Source organism: Flavobacterium sp. GSA192, assembly GCF_006386525.1.
Classification (GTDB): Bacteria; Bacteroidota; Bacteroidia; order Flavobacteriales; family Flavobacteriaceae; genus Flavobacterium; species Flavobacterium commune.
The window spans coordinates 59689-79119 of sequence record NZ_VAHC01000007.1 but is presented as its reverse complement, the minus strand read 5'-3'; the positions used below and the strand labels follow the sequence as shown (position 1 = coordinate 79119).

The 19431-nt window shown below is 32.1% G+C and carries 14 protein-coding genes; 7 read left to right on the top strand and 7 right to left on the bottom strand.

Annotation, left to right across the window (positions count from 1 at the left end; translation table 11 throughout):
• Positions 1-43 precede the first annotated feature (43 nt).
• The 3 genes from mnmA to FDM27_RS14310 all read left to right on the top strand — a co-directional run bounded on the left by mnmA (position 44) and on the right by FDM27_RS14310 (position 2690).
• Positions 44-1231: a tRNA 2-thiouridine(34) synthase MnmA gene (gene mnmA, locus FDM27_RS14320; protein WP_140487505.1), complete on the top strand. Its 1188-nt coding sequence runs from the start codon at positions 44-46 to the stop codon at positions 1229-1231.
• 92 nt (positions 1232-1323) lie between these two features.
• Positions 1324-2265, top strand: coding sequence for an NAD(P)H-dependent flavin oxidoreductase (locus FDM27_RS14315; protein WP_140487502.1), 942 nt, complete (start codon positions 1324-1326; stop codon positions 2263-2265).
• A gap of 11 nt (positions 2266-2276) precedes the next feature.
• The gene (locus FDM27_RS14310) at positions 2277-2690 is read left to right on the top strand and encodes a hypothetical protein (RefSeq protein WP_071183705.1); all 414 of its coding nucleotides are present in this window, start codon (positions 2277-2279) and stop codon (positions 2688-2690) included.
• Positions 2691-2763: 73 nt separating this feature from the next.
• On the opposite strand, the gene FDM27_RS14305 is transcribed toward FDM27_RS14310, so the two are convergent.
• From FDM27_RS14305 to FDM27_RS14290, 4 genes are all read right to left on the bottom strand, one after another.
• On the bottom strand, positions 2764-4734 hold the full coding sequence (locus FDM27_RS14305; RefSeq protein WP_071183702.1) for a DUF3857 domain-containing protein: 1971 nt from the start codon (positions 4732-4734) through the stop codon (positions 2764-2766).
• On the bottom strand, positions 4731-6668 hold the full coding sequence (locus FDM27_RS14300; protein WP_083382033.1) for a DUF3857 domain-containing protein: 1938 nt from the start codon (positions 6666-6668) through the stop codon (positions 4731-4733). Before FDM27_RS14300 ends, FDM27_RS14305 begins: the two co-directional genes overlap by 4 nt.
• Positions 6643-9897, bottom strand: coding sequence for a toxin-antitoxin system YwqK family antitoxin (locus FDM27_RS14295; RefSeq protein ID WP_140487500.1), 3255 nt, complete (start codon positions 9895-9897; stop codon positions 6643-6645). Before FDM27_RS14295 ends, FDM27_RS14300 begins: the two co-directional genes overlap by 26 nt.
• 70 nt (positions 9898-9967) lie before the next feature.
• Positions 9968-10405 carry a DUF4268 domain-containing protein gene (locus FDM27_RS14290; protein ID WP_140487498.1) on the bottom strand — a complete coding sequence of 146 codons (438 nt, stop codon included), beginning with the start codon at positions 10403-10405 and terminating at the stop codon, positions 9968-9970.
• Between the two features lie 87 nt (positions 10406-10492).
• Between FDM27_RS14290 and FDM27_RS14285 the strand changes: the two genes are divergently transcribed.
• The 3 genes from FDM27_RS14285 to FDM27_RS14275 all read left to right on the top strand — a co-directional run bounded on the left by FDM27_RS14285 (position 10493) and on the right by FDM27_RS14275 (position 13563).
• Positions 10493-11146: an NUDIX hydrolase gene (locus FDM27_RS14285; RefSeq protein ID WP_140487496.1), complete on the top strand. Its 654-nt coding sequence runs from the start codon at positions 10493-10495 to the stop codon at positions 11144-11146.
• Positions 11147-11211: 65 nt separating this feature from the next.
• Entirely contained in the window at positions 11212-12033 is an 822-nt protein-coding gene (locus FDM27_RS14280) for a lysophospholipid acyltransferase family protein (protein WP_071183697.1), read from the top strand.
• Between the two features lie 321 nt (positions 12034-12354).
• Entirely contained in the window at positions 12355-13563 is a 1209-nt protein-coding gene (locus tag FDM27_RS14275; RefSeq protein WP_140487494.1) for a 3-oxoacyl-[acyl-carrier-protein] synthase III C-terminal domain-containing protein, read from the top strand.
• A gap of 10 nt (positions 13564-13573) precedes the next feature.
• Here FDM27_RS14275 and FDM27_RS14270 read toward each other — a convergent pair whose 3' ends face one another.
• The gene (locus tag FDM27_RS14270) at positions 13574-14665 is read right to left on the bottom strand and encodes a DUF3810 domain-containing protein (RefSeq protein WP_140487492.1); all 1092 of its coding nucleotides are present in this window, start codon (positions 14663-14665) and stop codon (positions 13574-13576) included.
• 106 nt (positions 14666-14771) lie between these two features.
• Between FDM27_RS14270 and FDM27_RS14265 the strand changes: the two genes are divergently transcribed.
• Positions 14772-16235 carry an aminoacyl-histidine dipeptidase gene (locus FDM27_RS14265; protein ID WP_140487490.1) on the top strand — a complete coding sequence of 488 codons (1464 nt, stop codon included), beginning with the start codon at positions 14772-14774 and terminating at the stop codon, positions 16233-16235.
• Positions 16236-16549: 314 nt separating this feature from the next.
• Here FDM27_RS14265 and FDM27_RS14255 read toward each other — a convergent pair whose 3' ends face one another.
• The gene (locus tag FDM27_RS14255; protein WP_071183693.1) at positions 16550-17317 is read right to left on the bottom strand and encodes a carboxypeptidase-like regulatory domain-containing protein; all 768 of its coding nucleotides are present in this window, start codon (positions 17315-17317) and stop codon (positions 16550-16552) included.
• A gap of 89 nt (positions 17318-17406) precedes the next feature.
• Positions 17407-19272, bottom strand: coding sequence for a DEAD/DEAH box helicase (locus tag FDM27_RS14250; protein ID WP_140487488.1), 1866 nt, complete (start codon positions 19270-19272; stop codon positions 17407-17409).
• Positions 19273-19431: the final 159 nt, after the last annotated feature.

The window sequence follows — 19431 nt, the reverse complement described above, 5'->3', positions numbered from 1 at the left end:
TTGAAAACTTTGTACCTTTGCAGCCTCAAAAACAAACTTTATTATGAAACGTGTTGTAGTAGGACTTTCCGGTGGTGTCGATTCCAGTGTTGCGGCTTATTTGTTGCAACAACAAGGCTATGAGGTTATAGGTCTTTTTATGAAAAACTGGCATGATGATTCGGTGACGATTTCTAATGATTGTCCATGGTTAGAAGACAGTAACGATGCTTTGTTAGTGGCTGAAAAGTTAGGAATTCCATTTCAAACCGTTGATTTAAGTGAACAATACAAAGAAAAAATCGTTGATTATATGTTCAACGAATACGAGAAAGGGAGAACTCCAAATCCTGATGTATTGTGTAATCGCGAGATAAAGTTTGATGTTTTTATGAAAATCGCCTTAAGTCTTGGAGCCGATTATGTGGCAACAGGTCATTATTGCCGAAAAAGCGAAATTGAAGTGGACGGAAAGCCAGTATATCAATTGCTTTCGGGTGTAGATAATAATAAAGATCAGTCTTATTTTCTTTGTCAGTTATCGCAGGAACAATTAGCAAAATCACTTTTCCCAATTGGTGAATTGACAAAGCCCCAAGTGCGTGAAATTGCTGCTGAAATGGAATTGGTTACAGCCGAAAAGAAAGATTCGCAAGGATTATGTTTTATTGGAAAAGTACGTCTTCCGGAATTTTTACAGCAAAAATTACAGCCTAAAGACGGAATTATTGTTCAAATTGACAAAGATAATTCTGTTTATAATACTATTGTTTCAGACGAATTGATTACTGAAGAAGCCTTGTCTCTAGCAGCAAAATCCATTCGTTATACGCCTGAAATGGGTAAGAAAGTAGGAAAGCATCAAGGTGCACATTATTTTACCATTGGACAGCGTAAAGGATTAAACGTAGGTGGTACAGCCGAAGGATTATTTGTAATAGCAACTGATGTTGAGACTAATATAATTTATACCGGAATGGGAAGTCACCATCCGGGATTGTTTAGAAAGGCTTTGTTTATAGAAAAATCAGAAGTGCATTGGATTCGTAAAGATTTGGCTTTAGCCAATGGAGAAACAATGAAAGTTATGGCTAGAATTCGTTACAGACAGCCTTTGCAGGAAGCTACTTTACATCAATTTGAAGACGGAATGTATGTTTCTTTTGAAGAACCACAATCAGCCATTACCCAAGGACAATTTGTAGCTTGGCACATTGGGGACGAATTAATTGGTTCCGGAGTGATTTCGTAGTTCGTTTTCGAAAAAAAATAATATATTTAAGTGATTAATTCGTTTAGGAGTTGATCACTTTTTTTTTTGAAAAAATATAAAAATTTTTTGTGATGAATAGAATAACCACACTTTTCAATATTAAGTACCCCATAATTCAGGCAGGAATGGTTTGGGTAAGTGGTTATAAATTAGCCAGTGCTGTTAGCAATGCTGGCGGTTTGGGTTTGATAGGTGCGGGTTCGATGTACCCGGAAGTTTTAAGAGAGCATATTCAAAAATGTAAAAAAGCTACTTCAAAACCTTTTGGTGTCAATATTCCGATGTTGTATCCCAATATCGAAGAAATTATGAAAATCATTGTTGACGAAGGGGTTACAATTGTTTTTACTTCGGCAGGAAATCCCATGACCTGGACTACTTATTTAAAAGAAAATGGTGTTACTGTAGTGCATGTGGTGAGCAGTACCAAATTTGCTTTAAAAGCGCAGGAAGCGGGTGTTGATGCTATTGTTGCTGAAGGTTTTGAAGCAGGAGGTCATAACGGAAGAGACGAAACCACTACTTTTACTTTAATTCCAATGGTGAAAGAACAAATAAAAATTCCTATTATTGCAGCCGGTGGTATTGCTAATGGAAACGGAATGTTGGCAGCGATGGTTTTAGGAGCCGATGGAGTTCAGTTAGGCAGTCGATTTGCGGCTTCAGTGGAATCTTCGGCACATGACAATTTTAAACAAGTAATTTTAAATACCAAAGAAGGAGGAACGCATTTAACCTTGAAAGAGTTGACTCCGGTGCGTTTGATTAAGAATAAGTTTTTTGAGGATATTCAGGAGTTATACGCCAAATGCCCTACTAAGGAGGATTTGTCTCAATTATTAGGAAGAGCGCGTTCTAAAAGAGGTATTTTTGAAGGAGATTTAATTGAAGGAGAATTAGAAATAGGGCAGATAGCAGGATTAATTCACGAAATAAAAACTGCCGAAGCCATAATTTTAGATATGATGCAAGAATATCAGCAAGCCAAAAAAGAAGTTGCTGATTTCTTTTAAAATAAATTGAAATGACAAAATTGAAATGCTTTTACATAAGCTTATTTTTTTTACTACTTGGAATGCAGCAGTCCTACAGTCAGGTGTATCGATTTAAAACTTCAGGATTTAGCGTTTTAGAGAAAAACGAAAGAGGAAAATGGGGGAAATGGTCTGATTTGAGTTTGGTGAATATTCTGGTTACTCTGGATACTAATAAAAACCGATTTTTAATCTATTCCCAAAATATTCAATTGTATGAAATTTTGAGTTATCAACCGGAATCAGAATCAGAAAGCGATTTGGTTTATTCATTTGTATGTAAAGACAATGACGGAGTTGATTGCACGCTTTCTATCATTACCCGAAAAAAACAGGAAAACCGAAAACAATTATATATTACTTACAGCGATCATGTAATTGTGTATAATATTTTTACGATGTAAAAAAGAGGCGGTTCAAAATAATTTTGAACCGCCTCTTTTAGTATTTTGGGGTAATATGGTTAAATAGTTTTTATTAATTAGATAGAATTACTACAATTTTATTAAAATCAGCAGCAGCATTTATTACGGCTTTATAATCTTCAAAACATGATAAAGGGTAGTTTATTATATTGTAGTATTCTGTGTTTTCTACAACAATTTCATTTTCCTTTTTATTGTAATTACTAATAAAAGCAGCTTCTGTCTTATTATTTATTTTTGTCTTGAAATCCATATTGAATTTTTCCAGATTTTGGATTGTAGCACCTTGTGGTAAAATTATTTTAATTTTACGAGTGTAAAAATGAGGATAATCAATTTCTACAGGTAGTACTCTTTTGTTTTCTTGATAAAACTCCATTTGTCTTCCTATAATTTGTCCTATCGAAAACAAATATTTGTCTCCAGCCATCTGAATAAGTTCTTTCCCTTCAAAAGTTAAATCTAAAACAAATGGTTTTTTACCTATATTTTCAACGCCATCATTGCTAGCTGTTAATGTTTTGTATTCTGTTTTAACAGAGTAATTTTCTGCAATATTTTTAAGTATAGCTTGGTATTGCTCTACAGGGTAAAAATCTTTGATAGGTTGCATGTTAAATCCTGAATAACCTCCAAATGAAATTTTACTAGTAATATTTGGATTAGCAATATCTTTTGTAAAATCAACTGTAATATCCATATAGTCATGTGAAATATCAGTTCCCGGGATTTCAATAAAATCTATATCACTAATTGCCATAGTTGTTCCTGCAAATTCTTTTTCCTTGATGAAAAGACCATAGTTGTTGCCTAAATATTTTGGAAAAAGCGGAACTCTAAATTCGGCTTCTCTCGGACTTAGGTATTTTTTTATATTTGGAAAGTAAAGTAAAAAATCATTTAGGTTTTCATAACTTTCAAAATCTTTGTCAAAAGGTATTTTATAACGGCTTGTTGTAAAGACAACATTGTTTTCAATTTTAAAATTTTTCAAAACGGCTTTGTATAATTTTAAAAGATCAACTTCATTCGCTTGTTTTGATTTAATTATATCTGTTAGATTTTCATTAGAATTAATAAAACGTTCAAATGTTATTGTTTTTTTGATTTTGTTTTCAATATTCCAAATTTGTTCTTGTTCATCATTGGATTTTGTAATTGTAGCACAAAATTCATCAATCGATTTTTGTTGTTTTTTATCTAACGCTACATTGATACGGTTGTGTACATTAGTTGCAAATTCTTTGTAATTATACAGGTTTTTTGCACCGTTATTATTGTTAGCATCTAATTTGTATCTAAAAAGTTTGATTTGAACATCCCAATTGGAATACTTCTCGTCATCATCTAATGCAGCAACATCTTTTTCATTAAGCGTAAGTACAGTTTTTCCCTCTATTTCGTTATTGCTAAGCGTTGGGTTGCTTAAGTCATTATAACTTTTAGTTTTGAATACTAAGTTATTTGGATAAATTAACTGAAAGCTTAGGCTACAAATAGGAAGTTGAGCTTGCATTTTTATGGTTTTTCCTTTTAGGTCAGGATTTTCTTCAAGTAAATATATTTTTTCAATTATTGCCCCTTTCTCCAGGCCATTAACTGCAAAATAGTTGTATTTAAGACCTCTTTCTTTATCTATTTCTTCTTTAATATCTTCTGGTTTTAAAGTAATTATAGTACCATTTTTTAAAAGAACCCTTACTTTGTTCATTAAAATGGTTTCATTATTACCAAATGAAATATAGATTTTATTGTTTCGTTCTATTGCTTCATCAGAATTGATAAATATTTTTTCATGTTTAAGATGATATTGTTTTGCGGTATTACCTGTTACAACAATTTCAATTTTTTCAGTACAGTCAAGTATAACTTCTTTATTGTCTTTGTATAATTCGGGGATCTCTATTTTGTTTGGTTTTTCTAACCAGTCATAATTTTTAAAGGAGAAGTCTTGTCCATAGTTTATAGTAAGATTAATGAATAAGAGCAATGTTAGAATTGTTTTTAAGTTTATTTTTTTCATATTTTTTTTGATAAAATTAGGACTTGATTGTAATTGTTTTTTAGTGCTTTAATGCTTGTGTTCCAGAGCTCAAAATCAGATTTATCCAGAGTTAATTTTTTTTGAATTAAATTGATATTTAGCTTTAAATTTCCGTCTTTTAATTCATAAATGAAATCAGCTTTTATACAATCGTTATCTAAACTAAAATTTTTTGGGATTTGTTTTATATTATAGTTTTTGGGAATTTCTAAATTATAGTTTTTACTGTATTGGGTTAGGTATTCAAAATCAAAATTTGAAATTCTGTTTTTTTCAATTAAGAGGTTTTCAAAAAATTTGTCTAAAAATAAATTGATGTAGCAATCAGAGTCTAATTGTATTATGTAATTGTCTAAATCAAAATTGTAATTTATAATATATGGTTTGTCTTTATAATTCCTGTTTTCTTCATTGTATTCTATTAAATTAAATTTATTATTGCCTTTTAAAACCAGGTTTTTAATAGATTCAAATCGGGTTTTATTATAAGTATCCCCAATTTTCATTAGTGTATGACTTCTGTTGTATCCTTCAAGTTTTAATTTTCCTGTTCCAATAAGTTTGTTGTCTTTAAGAGTAAGATTTACATCATCTGATATTTTATTGTTTTCAGCCGGAACAACAGGTACTTTTACAATTTTGTATTTTTCATTTTCATAAAGTAAGGCTTCTTTTCCTTGAATAAAAGCGGTTGGGATACCGTAATTTGTTTCGTTATCAGTAGCATCAAGAAAAATATAATTGTCATTTTTTTTAAATACCGCTATCATATGATTGTCAACAGCAGGAGTAGGTAATTCATTATAGGTGTAAGGCAAACTTCTTGTGCCAATCCAAGCTATAGTTACATCTTTTATTTCAGCATACTTAGCCATACAGTTTATGAGGCTTCCCATATCTTTACAATCGCCAAATTTGCGTTGGAAAACTAAGCTGGCTTCACGTGGTATGAAACCTTCATAACCATTTTCAAAAGCAATATATTTTATGTTTTCTTTTACCCAATAAAATATTGCTTTTATTTTTTCTTCATCGTTTTTTTTGTTTTGGGTAATTTCTAAAGTTAAGTTTTTTAATAGACTGTCTTCTTCTTTGTTTAAGTCTTTAATAAAACCTTTGTAATAATTATAAAGATTATCGATATTGTCTAATATGTTATTTGTTTGATTATCAACTGTGTAATTTTTTATGTAAAAATTGATATGCGGAACTACATATAAATAACCAGGGGCATTATTTTCGTATTTTAAAGGTTTAATATCTGATAAAGTCCATTTGTAAATCCATTTTCCTTTTTTTTCAGATTTTGAAAAAACAATATTATTATTAGGATCATTAAAGATTTTAAATCCAATTTCAATGTTTTTTTCGGTAGTTATTTCAAGTGTTGAGTTTTGAATAGGTAAATCACCACCAAAAATGAACTTATGTAATAGATAAGGATCAATAAATTCAGTTTGATAGTTGTACACTTTTTTAGAACCTGTTTCCAGGTTGTTAAAAGTGAGTTCACGTACCATTACATCATCAAAGAAAACGCTTCCGTTTTTTGAAGATTTTTCATTGGATTGGGATACTTTTATTTTTTTTTCTTTTCCATTATCATTAAAAAGTGCATAGGCATCATAACTATTCAGTTTTACTAAATTGGAATAATAAAATGATTCTTTGTTGTTTTGAATACCATTTTGAGAAAGTATCATTGATTCAAAATGGTTGTCTTGGATTATTTTTAGTTTTTTATTTTCTATAGATATATTGTATGACTGTTGGTTATTTATTATTAGTTCGTTATAGTCAGGATATGTTTTTTTATACTCAGTAAGAGTATTTTGTGCAATAGCACTGATGTTAAAAAAACATAATATGAATAAAGAATATAAAGGCTTATATTGAAATTTCGACCAATTCATTAGAATTATATTTTTTAGTTGTTTTTAGTTTTCCGTTAGTATAAATTAAAGTTTTACCATTTAATTGGTCATTTTTGTATTCTGCTGAAATTTTAGGTTTTGTATCTTCATTAAAAAATTCTTGAAGTCCATCATAATTATTGTTTATAAAATGCTCCTTTTTATAAATAGTACCATTAGAATAATATTCAATTCGCTCTCCATTTAATAGGCCGTTAGTGTAGTTACATTCGTATTCTGTTTTTCCTTCGACATTTTTAATTACGAGTTTCCCATCAGTTTCGCCATTAACCAGATTTATTTGCATAGCTATTTTTCCATTAGAATAATAAGATATAATGTTTGCATTTTCTTTATTAATGATAGTTTTAGATAGCGGTTCATTGTTTTTGCTTCTTGCAATGTAATAAACAGGACTATTGTTTTGGTAACCTATTGTAAGAATCAATTCTCCTTTTTGATTGTAATATAAATGCTCTCCTTCTTGAGAATCGTTTATTTCGTTGTATTCGGATAATTTTGATTTATTATGATAGTAATGAGTGGTCTTGCCATTTTGAACACCATGTGTAGTGGTGTATTCAACTCTGAGATTTCCACATAAATCATAATTTTTGCTTGTACCATTAGTATATCCTAAGTAATAATTACTTTCGAATTTTAGAGTGCCTAAAGGCCCATAATATTTATAGTTGTCATGTAAAAGACCGTTGATGTATTTTGCTTCTACAATTGTATTGCCTAGTTTATCTTTTTCGGTATAGGTACCATTATTAATACCATTTACAAGTTGGGAACTACGAGTTATTGTGCCTTGAAATAAGTTAATGTCAAATATTCCTGTTTTGTTTTTATAGTCAAACTCATTTTCAATTTCTCCTTTTTCATTGTAGGTTTTTGTGTTGGTTGCAGCTCCGTCAATATATGTAGATTGTTTGTAGATATTTCCGTTTTGCCAATATGATTTGTAATCGTAATTTAAATTTTCATCTATAAAATAACCTTCATTGTTTAGCGTACCATCAGGATAAAAAGTTTGATAAGGTCCGCTTTTGATGTCATCAGTATAGTTGTAAGTAGAGGCTAATTTCCCATTTTCATATACTTCATACTTACCGTTAATTTTATCATTAATAAAGTTTTTTACAGTGTTTAAACTTCCGTTTTTGTTTAGAGTTTTACTAATACCATTTAGCAAATTAGCGGTATAATTTTCCTCTAATCTTTTTGCGCCTGAAGGATAATAATAGAGCCAAAGGTCATTCTTTTTTCCATTACTATAATTACCGGAAACTATTGTGGTTCCATTATAATCGTTCATGTCGAATTTGTTTTTCAATAAATTAATTTCAATTGGTTTTTGGTTTTTTAATGAATATTGTATGCCTGAATTGATCTCCCCGGATTTATATTTTTCAATAAAGTATAGATTTCCTTCTATATCATAGTAATTATAATTTTCAAGTTGTTCTTTATCATTGTAAAAGGCTTCACTGGATTTCTTTCCATTAGAATAATAGTTGGTTAGGCTTGTTAATTTTCCATCGTTATAATTAAATTCTCTTTCCAATAATGAATTTGCATAATAAGTTTTATAGGAATTTTTTACTTTACCTTTATTGTAGGTTGCTTCAGATTTGATAGTTTTGTCGTTATAATATTCAAAATATTCTCCATCAAGTATGTCATTCTCATAATTCTCGATTGCTGTTAAATTACCTAATTCATTATAGGTTTTGAAACTGCCATTTAGTTTTCCGTTTAAATAACTGATTTCCGATTTTTGTTTACCGTTTTCAAAGAGACATTCGTATTTCCCGTTTCTTTCTCCATTTGTAAAATTAACTTCGCATTTTTTTCCTCCATTAGGATAAAATGAAGTACTTATTCCTTCTAAAATTCCATCTTGGTAATTTTCTATTACGCTTACTCCTCCGTTTTGATAATAGGTAGTTCTTGTGCCATTTAATTTTCCGTTTTTAAATGTTTTTTCTTCGGTTATTTTACCTTCATCATCATAGTATTTTTGGAGTCCGTCTAATTCATTATTTACGAAGTTTAATTCTCCAATTAGCATACCGTTTTTATTGAGGTATTTGTACTTTCCTTCGTATTTTCCATCAATTACCTTTCCTACAAGGTAAGGCTCGTTATCTTTTAAAAACGTAATGACTTCTTCTTGTTTGCCAAACAAATCTTTATTGCGTTTTGCGAAAAAATACCAAAAATCTTTACTGTAAAAATTATCTTCAAAGTATGTTATTTTTTTCTTTTGCTTATTTAATTCTTTTTCGAGTTTATCTTTATAGGATAAAAGCATGTAGTAGGAAAATCCTTCAAAATAATTTTTCTCAACCATTTCTTTAATCCATGGAATGTAGGTGGTTTCAAAAAAACCATCCCCCATTTTATGTTCAAGGGTGTATTCGGCTACCGCTTGAACCTGTCTGATAATTACATCATCAATTTCAGATTTTATTTTATAAGCTTTATTTAGGGGTAATTGATTTCTTAAAATAGTTTCTATTTCTTCGAAATTATCTCCGGTTTTTGAAAAAATAAAATTGTTTTTAGTCAGGTAATTTTCTCCAAATTTAGCGTTTAGTTGGATAATAGCTTTTTCTGCAAATTTCCCATCTGGAGCAAGTATAAGATAACTCATTAAGGCAAGAGTTCCTTCTGTTATTTTTCCATTTTCAAATGCAATTAGACCTAATAAATAATGTGCTGAAGCATAATTTGGATTGATGATTATGACTTGCTTAAGTAAATCGATACATTTTTGATGTTCTTCTTTCCTAATGTATAGAATTGCAAAATTGTATAAAAAAGAAGCAGAATTTGAAAGGTATTGTTTTCCTTCAGTAAAGATTTTTTCTGATAATTCGTATTCTTTATTGTCACTTAAAAAGACAGCGTATAGGGTATATAGTTCCGGACTTTTTTGCATTTGTTTGGTCAAATACAAATTTTCTAAAAATAACTTCAGCTCATCTTTTTTATTTAAAGCATTTAGACATAATGCTTTTTCATATTGTGCTGAAAGATATTTAGGATCGTTAGGACTAATCTTATTGTATTCGGCAATTGCTTCGTCAAATTTTTCTAAATCATATAAATTGACTCCTTTTTTTATAATAGAATCATTGTTGTAAATATCAGAAAAACCGTTTTGAGAATAGGACTTAGAAATAAACCCAATTAATACAATTAAGAAAAAATGTTTCATTATGAAATTTATATTTATTTTTCAAATATAAATTTTTTTCTTTATTGTAAGAATATAATTGCTTATTATTTTACACTTCAATATCCTTTATAAACGCATCATATTCCAGATAAAAACGCTCCAGAGCATCCATTTTTTCATTAAAAAAATCAAAAATACTGTCCCAGTAATTGCGGTTGCTGAAACCAACGCCTGATTTTTCAACCCAAATCCTGCTAATGGTCTTTCCATTTTCCAGAACATAATCTTTTTCGAAAACCAAATCAGTGATGAATTCTTCTTCTAAGATGTTTTTTAAAGCTTCCAGTTTTTCAAAATAAGCAATTCGTTTTTCAGTATTACGATGTTCGATATCAATTAAAACCTGAGCTTTTTTATTATCCACATAAAATTTAAAAGAGAAGTCCTTAATCTTAGTGTCGTATAAAAGCCATTTTCGAGGATGTTTTTCGGCAAATGTTACCCAGAATTCTCGTTTTAACCGTTGCGTTTCTTCTTTACTATACATTTTATTAAGCTTTCATCTTTAGAAAATTTGTTCAGGCTCGTTTTCTAAAGTATATTTATGTTTTATTTGCAAAAATAGACTTTGATTATGGATTTTCAGCATTTTTTAAAAATTATACCCAAATTAGTTCCCGCAGTACTTCCTGCTTTTGCTTCTCATGAAAAGATGATGCCTGTTGAGCGCAAAGAACTTTTGGAGAAAATTAATCTGAAAGAAAAAAATCCCAGAGAAGCTGCTGTGACGATGTTGTTTTATCCTAAAAAGAGTCAGGCTCATTTGGTTTTGATTGTTCGAAATTCCTACGAAGGTGTGCATTCTGCCCAAATTGCTTTTCCGGGCGGCAAATTTGAAGTTGGTGATAGTAATTTAAAAGAAACAGCTTTAAGAGAAACGGAGGAAGAAATAGGAATCAGTCGTGACAAAATCGAAATTGTGAAAGATTTTAGTCCGTTGTATATTCCGCCAAGTAATTTTATGGTATATCCTTTTTTAGGAATTTGTACCGAAGAGCCAGCATTCGTTTTAGATCCTCAAGAAGTAGCTTCTATTATTGAATTGCCTCTGAAAGTTTTCAGGGATGATAGTATTGTAACAATCGAAAATCTATCAACGTCTTATGCTTCGCTTATTGAAGTTCCTGCCTTCAGGATTGAAGGACATATTGTTTGGGGCGCAACAGCCATGATATTAAGTGAATTGAAGGATGTTTTAAACTTGGTTTTATTTGATGAAAATGAATAGAATCAAGGTTCTCCAATAATAATTTGTAATTTTACATTTCAATTTTTAATATCAAAGAACAGTTTATGGGACTAGTTAAAAGAAATCCTTTTGGACATATTTTATTTCTTAAAAAATGGTTGATTCGTGTTTTTGGGAGCTGTACTCATAGGCGTTATCGCGGATTTAATGATTTGCAAATTGAAGGTTCGGAAATTATTCGAAATTTGCCCGATACCAATGTGCTTTTTATCTCCAACCATCAAACTTATTTTGCCGATGTAGTGGCAATGTTTCATGTGTTTAATGCCAGTTTAAGCGGACGAATTGATTCGATTAAAAACATTGGATACCTGTGGCAGCCCAAAATGAATATTTATTATGTCGCAGCCAAAGAAACAATGCGTTCGGGATTATTGCCTAAAATATTGTCGTATGCCGGAGCTATTCCAGTAGAAAGAACCTGGCGTTCAGAAGGAGTGGATGTTGTCGAAAAAAGGGCTGTAAATCCTAATGATACCGAGAATATTAAAATAGCACTCAACGATGGTTGGGTCATCACTTTTCCGCAGGGGACAACCCGTTCTTTTAAACCGGTGCGGAAAGGTACCGCTCATATTATCAAGCAGCATCGTCCAGTTGTGGTTCCTATTGTTATTGATGGTTTCCGACGTTCTTTTGACAGAAAGGGAATTAGAATGAAAAAGAAAGGGATTTTGCAGTCTTTTATCATTAAAGAGCCGCTTGAAATTGATTATGATAACGACACCATTGATGAGATTGTTGAAAAGATAGAATATGCTATCGAGCAGCATCCGTCTTTTTTAAAGGTAATTCCGGCTGAAGAATTAGAAGAGCAAGAACAATTGAATAAATTGCGCCGATGGGATGTTAATGAAGAAAATTAATTTATTTGTTAAAATTTTCGATTAAAATCTAATTTTTCCTATTTAGTTTTTTTAACTTTATAGTATTCTAAAAATGTTTTTTTGTCTAATTTATTTTAATAATAATTAGATGTTGATTGTGCTATTCTTGAGATTATTCAAGAATTTAGGGGGTGTATTGTTATCTTAATTGCCCCAATGTAACAATACTTTTTTTTAGTTTGTTTTGCGTATTTTTTTAAAATATTAAGGTATAGTTATATAATTACTCCAGGCATTTTCAATGTCCGTATTTAAAAGAATACTAAAAACAGCTTCGTTGTTAATCAAAATTACAGATTAATGAAAAGTACTGTTATTTTCAATTTTCACCCAATTATTTTGGGAAAATTGATGGATCAATCAAAACTCAATCAATACACTAAATTTTTATATTACTATTTTCAAAAGTTACATGCCGAATCTCTGGCAGGAGACAATCAATTGATGCCATTTGATGAAGTTTCTGAGCAGGTGGATAAGTATGGAATCCCTTCTGAGAATATTAGTAAGAGGCAAATTTTGATTTTTGACGAAGTAGAAAAATTTATTGAAACAAAAATGAATGGGACTCCATTCTCTGCTTATCCATTACCTTCTTGCCTGGAGGCGCACCCCAATGATGTGTTTGGTCCTAAAATAGGTGTTAGAATGGAGTGGTTTAAGAAATATATGGATCATGTTTTTGATGAATTTTATTCAAAAAATGAAACTCAGCCGGAACATCTTATCCATGTTACCTGTTCAGGATATTCTTCACCCAGTGTTGCTCAGCATGCTGTAATTAAAAGAAATTGGGAAACGACTAAAGTCACACATTCCTATCAGATGGGTTGTTATGGGGCATTTCCGGCTATAAGAACAGGAAGTAGCTTGTTGTATGCAAGTCAGGATAAGGGAAGGGTAGATATTGTTCATACCGAATTACTGTCGGCACATTTGAATCTTACCGAGTTTTCGGCTGCTAATACGATGATTTGTTCACTTTTTGCCGATGGTTTTATTGGTTATTCCCTTTGCGACGAAGAGATTCTTAAAAAGGATAAGACTTTTGAAGACAAGCAGGGAATGCGAATTTTAGCTTCGCATGAAGTTATTATTCCTGATACTTTAGAAGATATGTCCTGGGATTTAGGAGAATACAATTTTTTAATGACACTTTCTAAACGAGTGCCTGTTTTTATTAGAAAAAACATCAAACATTTTTTAGAAAACCTTTGTAAAAAAGTAGGTATTAGTCTGGATGATGAAAAAGATAAAATGTGCTTTGCAATTCATCCCGGAGGGCCTAAAATTATTGATTATGTAGTTGAAGCGATAGGGATTTCTAAAGAACAGGCCAGATGGTCTTATGATATTTTGTATCGTTACGGAAATATGTCCTCATCAACAATTCCTCATGTTTTAGACGAAATGATTCATGATAATACAATTGCCTCTGGAACCAAAGTTCTAGCAATGGCTTTTGGTCCCGGACTTACTGCAACCGCTTTGTTGTTAGAGAAAACCTAATTCGAAATTTTTACAGCGCTTTTGTTTTATAGTAATTCACCAGTAAATTAATAAATTTACTATAACTGTCTATTCCTTCTTTTTGCTGGTTTAGTTTTAAATAGCGGTCATAAAACAGATGAAATCCTTTTTCAATAGGAGTTTGGTATTGCATCCAGAAATCTTCACTTTCCTGGTAATTTTTTAAAATGCCTGGGTGAATCGTTTTTAGTAATTCCTTGTAAATTGTTTCATTTCGAATATACCAATTGTTCAAACAATACCGCAATGCAAAGCTATAGCCCGAATATTTAAAGTACAAATTATCATTGTTTACCGAAGCCAAAAAACCGATGAAATTGCATTCACTTTCGCTGGCATAACCCATTTGATGTGCCATTTCGTGACAACTTGTTGTGGGGAAATTGTACATTGGCATAAAAGAGTTCACTTGAGCTTCATTGGTAAAAGGATTCAAATAACCACCAAACCCCATATAGGTTAGCGGTAAACTAAATAACGATTTTTTGATGCTTAAATTCGAATAAGCAAAAAAAGGATATTGAGCGGCTAGATTTTTATAGCCATGTAAGTTTTTGATAAAAGCGACTTCTTTTGAGTAGGGAAAAACTACTTTCAGGCTGTCGTTTTTGGTAATTTGCCCGTGAATTTCATTGGTTTTAGCAATGATTTTTTTTGTAAAATTGTATAAATCGGCATCCGAATAATCACGTTCAATTTTCATTTTTTCGAAAAGGGGAATTCTGTAATAGTTGATTGCCCAAAGAAAATGAAAGAAAAAATAAAACACAGAGAGTACGCTTAAAATGGATAACGATAGGTCTTTCCAATTCGCTTTAGTACCGTTTTGTCCGACCTTGCTTCGAGTCCAGTTTTTTCTATTATTCCAAAACCATTTTACTGCCAATACAATCAACATAAAATACAATACATCTCCTATTGAAAACGGAATCCAGCCTAAAATGATTCTGAGAAAATTCGATAGATAAGGATAGAATCCATTGCTGTAAAATGCTTCTACAGTCTCAGGAAAAAAGCGAATTATTTTGAGAATTAAAATCTGAATAAGGAGTAAAAAAGGGAGTAGGTATTTCCGTTTCAAAATGACATTTTTTTAAACGTAAATATAATTACAATAATCAATTATAATGCTAAAAAAGGATTGTAAACTTTGTAACTTTGAGTTTTTTAAATCGAAAATACAAGATATGAGTCAAGAGATACGGAATTTAGAACCTAAGGCATTGTGGAATAATTTTGCCAATTTGAATGCGGTTCCAAGACCTTCAAAAAAAGAAGAACGCATTGTGGAGTTTATAAAAGACTTTGGTGAAAAATTAGGTTTAGAAGTTTTTGAAGATAAAATTCATAACGTAATTATTCGAAAACCAGCTACAGCGGGAATGGAAAACCGTAAGCCAATTGTGTTACAGGGACATTTGGATATGGTACATCAAAAAAATGCCGATACTGTTTTTGACTTTGCTACTCAAGGAATCGAAATGTATGTTGATGGCGACTGGGTACGTGCCAAAGGAACAACTTTAGGTGCAGATAATGGACTTGGTGTGGCTGCAATTATGAGTATTTTAGAAAGTACCACGATTGCACACCCTGCTATTGAAGCCTTGTTTACTGTTGATGAGGAAACCGGAATGACAGGCGCAATGAACTTAAAAGGAGGTTTACTTCAAGGAGAAATTCTGTTGAATTTGGATACAGAAGAAGATGATGAAATTGATATTGGTTGTGCAGGAGGAATTGATGTTACGGCTGTGGCTGAGTACGATGAGGAGGAAACTCCGGATCATTCTGTGGGATATACTATTACCGTAAAAGGACTTAATGGAGGACATTCGGGGATTGATATTCATAAAGGTTTAGGGAATGCTAATAAGATCATGAACCGACTTTTATATGATGGTTTTGATAATTTTGGTTTACAAATTTCGGAAATTCACGGTGGAAGTTTACGCAATGCCATTCCGCGCGAAAGTGTGGCAAAGGTTGTTATTGCTTCAGTTTATGATGAGGCTTTTGTTTTTGATATGCAGCAAATTGTCAGCGAAATTAAAAACGAACTAAAAACTACCGAACCTAACTTAGAAATTGTTTTTGAGAAATTAAAAAAAGCACCTTCAAAAGTAATGCCCCCGATGGCGCAATATTATTTTGTGCGTTCGATGGCAACGGCTGCTAATGGCGTGCATAGAATGAGTGCTGATTTTGATAATCTAGTGGAAACTTCGAATAATATTGCTAAAGTTGCTGTTGGTAAAGGAAAATTATCTGTGCAATGTTTGACACGTTCTTCGGTTGAATCGGCTAAGTTTGATTTGGCTAATGATTTGCGTTCTGCCTTTGAATTAATGGGCTGTGAAGTAGAAATTTCAGGTTCTTATCCGGGTTGGACACCGAATCCTGATTCGGCTATTTTAGCAACCTTGGTTCCAATTTATGAAAAACTAAACGGAGAAAAGCCTAAAGTAGTGGCTTGTCATGCCGGATTGGAATGCGGGATTTTAGGAGCAAATTATCCTGATATGGATATGATTTCTTTTGGACCAACAATCCGTGGTGCGCATTCACCTGATGAAAGAGCCAGTATTGCTTCTTCTCAAAAATTCTGGAAGTTTTTAGTGGAAATTTTGGCGAATATTCCAGTAAAATAAGAAAGTGTTCAGTAATCAGAATTTAGTTTTCAGCTCGTTTGTAACTGAATACTAAATTCTGAACACTGCTCACTAAATTTAGTCTCTTTTAGGACTGTTTTTTTTCTCTCTTTTTTCTTCTTTTTTCTCTTTTGCTGTTTTTAACGGTTCTTTTTTAACCGTTTTTTTAGCGTCTTGACTTTTTGCCATGGTAATTGTGTTTTGAAGTTGTTTTTTAGTAAATGTAGGGCTTATTGTGTTCGCTTTTCTTTTTATCTAAAAAAGAATCCCCAACTACTTTTGTAATTGAGGACTGATATCTGAATTCTGAAATCTTATTTCTTTTTTAATACCTTGTATTGTTCATAGCATCCGCTTATGGCATCCATGATTTGAAGGTCGTTTGCGGTTTGAATAAAAGATTCTGAATAATTGCATCTTTGCAGTATTTCAGGGATTTCTTTTTTATCGATACCTAATAAAACGGCTAATGTCTCACGATCAAATTTAGATTCCAGAAGATTTCTAACGGTATCATCTTTTTTCATTTCCCGGAGTTTTTTAAGCTCAGTTGACTTTTTACCAAAGAAATTATAAAGCATATCAGCAGGATTGAAAATCGATCCCAATACTTTTCCAAATGCTCCGGGTGAATATTCTCCGGCTTCATAGCCACTATTTAATCCTGAAATGCTATAGCGGTAATTTTGATTGACAGGAATGGTTTTAGAATCCACTTCGAGATAACCGGTTAGGTTAAAGGGTCTGATGACTACTTCTTCCAGTGCAATGGCTTTTTCGGTTAAGAAGATTTTAGCGACTTTATTTTTAATCCAGTCATTAGTTACTTTAACTCTTAGTGATTGGAATCCTAGAAAGGAGAAATGTAAAGTATCTGTAGGGTGAACATCAATTTCAAAATAACCTTTGGAGTCTGTTATAGCACCTCTTACTTTGTTGATGTTTATGATGTTAACTCCTGTTAGAGGCGTTTTGGTATTATCGTTGTAAATATAACCTGTTACCTTTTGAGAAGGAGTTATTGTTTGAGCAAAAGAACTTGCAGATAGTACTAAAAAAAAGAAAACTACAAAATATTTCATAAACTGGTTTAAAACTTTAAAAGTAATAAATCGGCTTTAAATATTTTGTAGTTTATTATTTTAATTATAAGAAAATTAACAGTGGTCTGTTAGTCTCTTCTTGGTCTTCTTGGTCTGGATGAATCACCAAAGCTTTCAGAACGTCTAGGGGCTCTATCAGAAGAACCTTCTCTTCTAGGAGCTGTACTTCTTTCGCTTCTGAAACTGCCTTCTCTTGGAGCTGAGTTTCTTTCGCTTCTGAATCCGCCTTCTCTTCTTGGAGCAAAATTTCCTTCACGTCTTCCGCCTTCGCGTCTTCCACCAGAATTTCTTCCGTTATGGTCACGTCTTCCGCCACCATCATTTTTGGAAATTTCAACATTGATACGACGTCCTTCCAGTTGCACGTTGTTTAAAATATCCATTACTTTATCAGTATGTTCCGGATCAGTATTGAAGAAAGAGAAACCTTCTTTTACGTCAACTTTGAAAACATCATCACGACCTAAGTCTAGTGTTTCTTTCAGATAATCTTTCAATGTCATCCAGTCGAAGTTATCTCTTGAACCAATGTTCACAAAATAACGTGTAGCACCACCATTGTTGTTTTCTCTTGGAGCGCGATCGTCACCACGTTCACGTCTGTCAGAACCTGAAGCAGAAATATCTCTGGTTTTCTTATAGTAATTGATGAAACGGTTAAATTCTACCGAAACCATTTTCTTAATCAATTCTTCTTTCGATAAACCTTCAAGAACATCATTAATAGCTGGTAAGTAGTTGTCAATTTCGTGATCTACCTCAGTATCTTTGATTTTGTTAGCTAGGTGTAATAATTGAATTTCGCAAATTTCGATTCCGGAAGGAATTGTTTTTTCTTCAAATTTTTGTTTGATGATTCTTTCGATAGAAGAAATTTTACGCAATTCACTTTTAGTAACAATCACTATCGAAGTTCCTAATTTACCTGCACGACCTGTACGACCTGAACGGTGGTTGTAAGTTTCAATTTCGTCTGGCAATTGGTAGTTTACTACGTGAGTTACATTGTCAACGTCAATTCCACGAGCAGCAACGTCAGTTGCAACAAGCATTTGGATTTGTCTTCCTCTGAACGATTTCATTACACCGTCACGTTGTGCCTGAGATAAATCTCCGTGCAAAGCAGCGGCACTGTATCCGTCTTCGATTAATTTCTCTGCAATAGCCTGTGTATCACGTTTTGTTCTACAAAAAACTACTGAGAAAATGTCCGGGTTAGCATCGGCTAAACGTTTTAAAGCTTCGTAACGATCACGGGCATTTACTAAGTAAAATTCGTGAGAAACCGTTGCTGAACCTGAGTTTTTAGTACCAACAGTAATTTCTTCAGGGTTAGTCATGAATTGTTTACCAATTCTCGCAACCTCTGCCGGCATAGTTGCAGAAAACAACCAAGTGTTTTTCTCGTCTGGGGTAGTTGAAAGGATATTTACGATATCATCATAGAATCCCATGTTCAACATTTCGTCTGCTTCGTCAAGAATACAGTAATTAATTTGAGTGATATTTACTAATCCTCTGTTAATCATGTCCTGCATTCTACCTGGAGTAGCCACAATAATTTGTGCTCCTCTTTTAATGTCTCTCGCTTGTTCTGTAATACTAGCTCCTCCATAAACTGCTACCACATTAATATCTTTTACGTATTTAGAGTAGTTTTTAAGTTCGTTGGTTATCTGTAAGCAAAGCTCGCGCGTTGGAGATAAAATCAACGCCTGCGTATTTCTATTGTCGGCATCAATTTTTTGGATAACTGGAAAACCAAAAGCTGCCGTTTTCCCTGTCCCAGTCTGAGCCAACGCAACTAAATCTGTATCTTTTTCCAATAATAGGGGAATCGCTTTCTCCTGTACTTCTGACGGATTCTCAAATCCTAGATCAATAATCGCCTTCAGTAACGATTCGCTTAATCCTAATTGTTCAAATTTATTCATATGTATTTTTAAAATAGGGTGCAAAATTACTGTTAATAATCCATATAAACTAATGCAATTCTAAGTTTTAATGATTTAGTATCTTTTGATTATCAGAAAGTTATGTTTTTAAACTAAATTCAAGACTTTCGGTTTTCAGTTTTTTGCAGTAATTATTGA

What these genes read in the sequence shown, in the direction of transcription:
- FDM27_RS14285 (WP_140487496.1), top strand. Translation starts at nt 10,493, where the DNA reads ATGGATTTTCAGCATTTTTTAAAAATTATACCCAAATTAGTTCCCGCA.
- FDM27_RS14250 (WP_140487488.1), bottom strand. Translation starts at nt 19,272, where the DNA reads ATGAATAAATTTGAACAATTAGGATTAAGCGAATCGTTACTGAAGGCG.
- FDM27_RS14265 (WP_140487490.1), top strand. Translation starts at nt 14,772, where the DNA reads ATGAGTCAAGAGATACGGAATTTAGAACCTAAGGCATTGTGGAATAAT.
- FDM27_RS14275 (WP_140487494.1), top strand. Translation starts at nt 12,355, where the DNA reads ATGAAAAGTACTGTTATTTTCAATTTTCACCCAATTATTTTGGGAAAA.
- FDM27_RS14290 (WP_140487498.1), bottom strand. Translation starts at nt 10,405, where the DNA reads ATGTATAGTAAAGAAGAAACGCAACGGTTAAAACGAGAATTCTGGGTA.
- FDM27_RS14280 (WP_071183697.1), top strand. Translation starts at nt 11,212, where the DNA reads ATGGGACTAGTTAAAAGAAATCCTTTTGGACATATTTTATTTCTTAAA.
- FDM27_RS14295 (WP_140487500.1), bottom strand. Translation starts at nt 9,897, where the DNA reads ATGAAACATTTTTTCTTAATTGTATTAATTGGGTTTATTTCTAAGTCC.
- mnmA (WP_140487505.1), top strand. Translation starts at nt 44, where the DNA reads ATGAAACGTGTTGTAGTAGGACTTTCCGGTGGTGTCGATTCCAGTGTT.
- FDM27_RS14255 (WP_071183693.1), bottom strand. Translation starts at nt 17,317, where the DNA reads ATGAAATATTTTGTAGTTTTCTTTTTTTTAGTACTATCTGCAAGTTCT.
- FDM27_RS14300 (WP_083382033.1), bottom strand. Translation starts at nt 6,668, where the DNA reads ATGAATTGGTCGAAATTTCAATATAAGCCTTTATATTCTTTATTCATA.
- FDM27_RS14315 (WP_140487502.1), top strand. Translation starts at nt 1,324, where the DNA reads ATGAATAGAATAACCACACTTTTCAATATTAAGTACCCCATAATTCAG.
- FDM27_RS14305 (WP_071183702.1), bottom strand. Translation starts at nt 4,734, where the DNA reads ATGAAAAAAATAAACTTAAAAACAATTCTAACATTGCTCTTATTCATT.
- FDM27_RS14310 (WP_071183705.1), top strand. Translation starts at nt 2,277, where the DNA reads ATGACAAAATTGAAATGCTTTTACATAAGCTTATTTTTTTTACTACTT.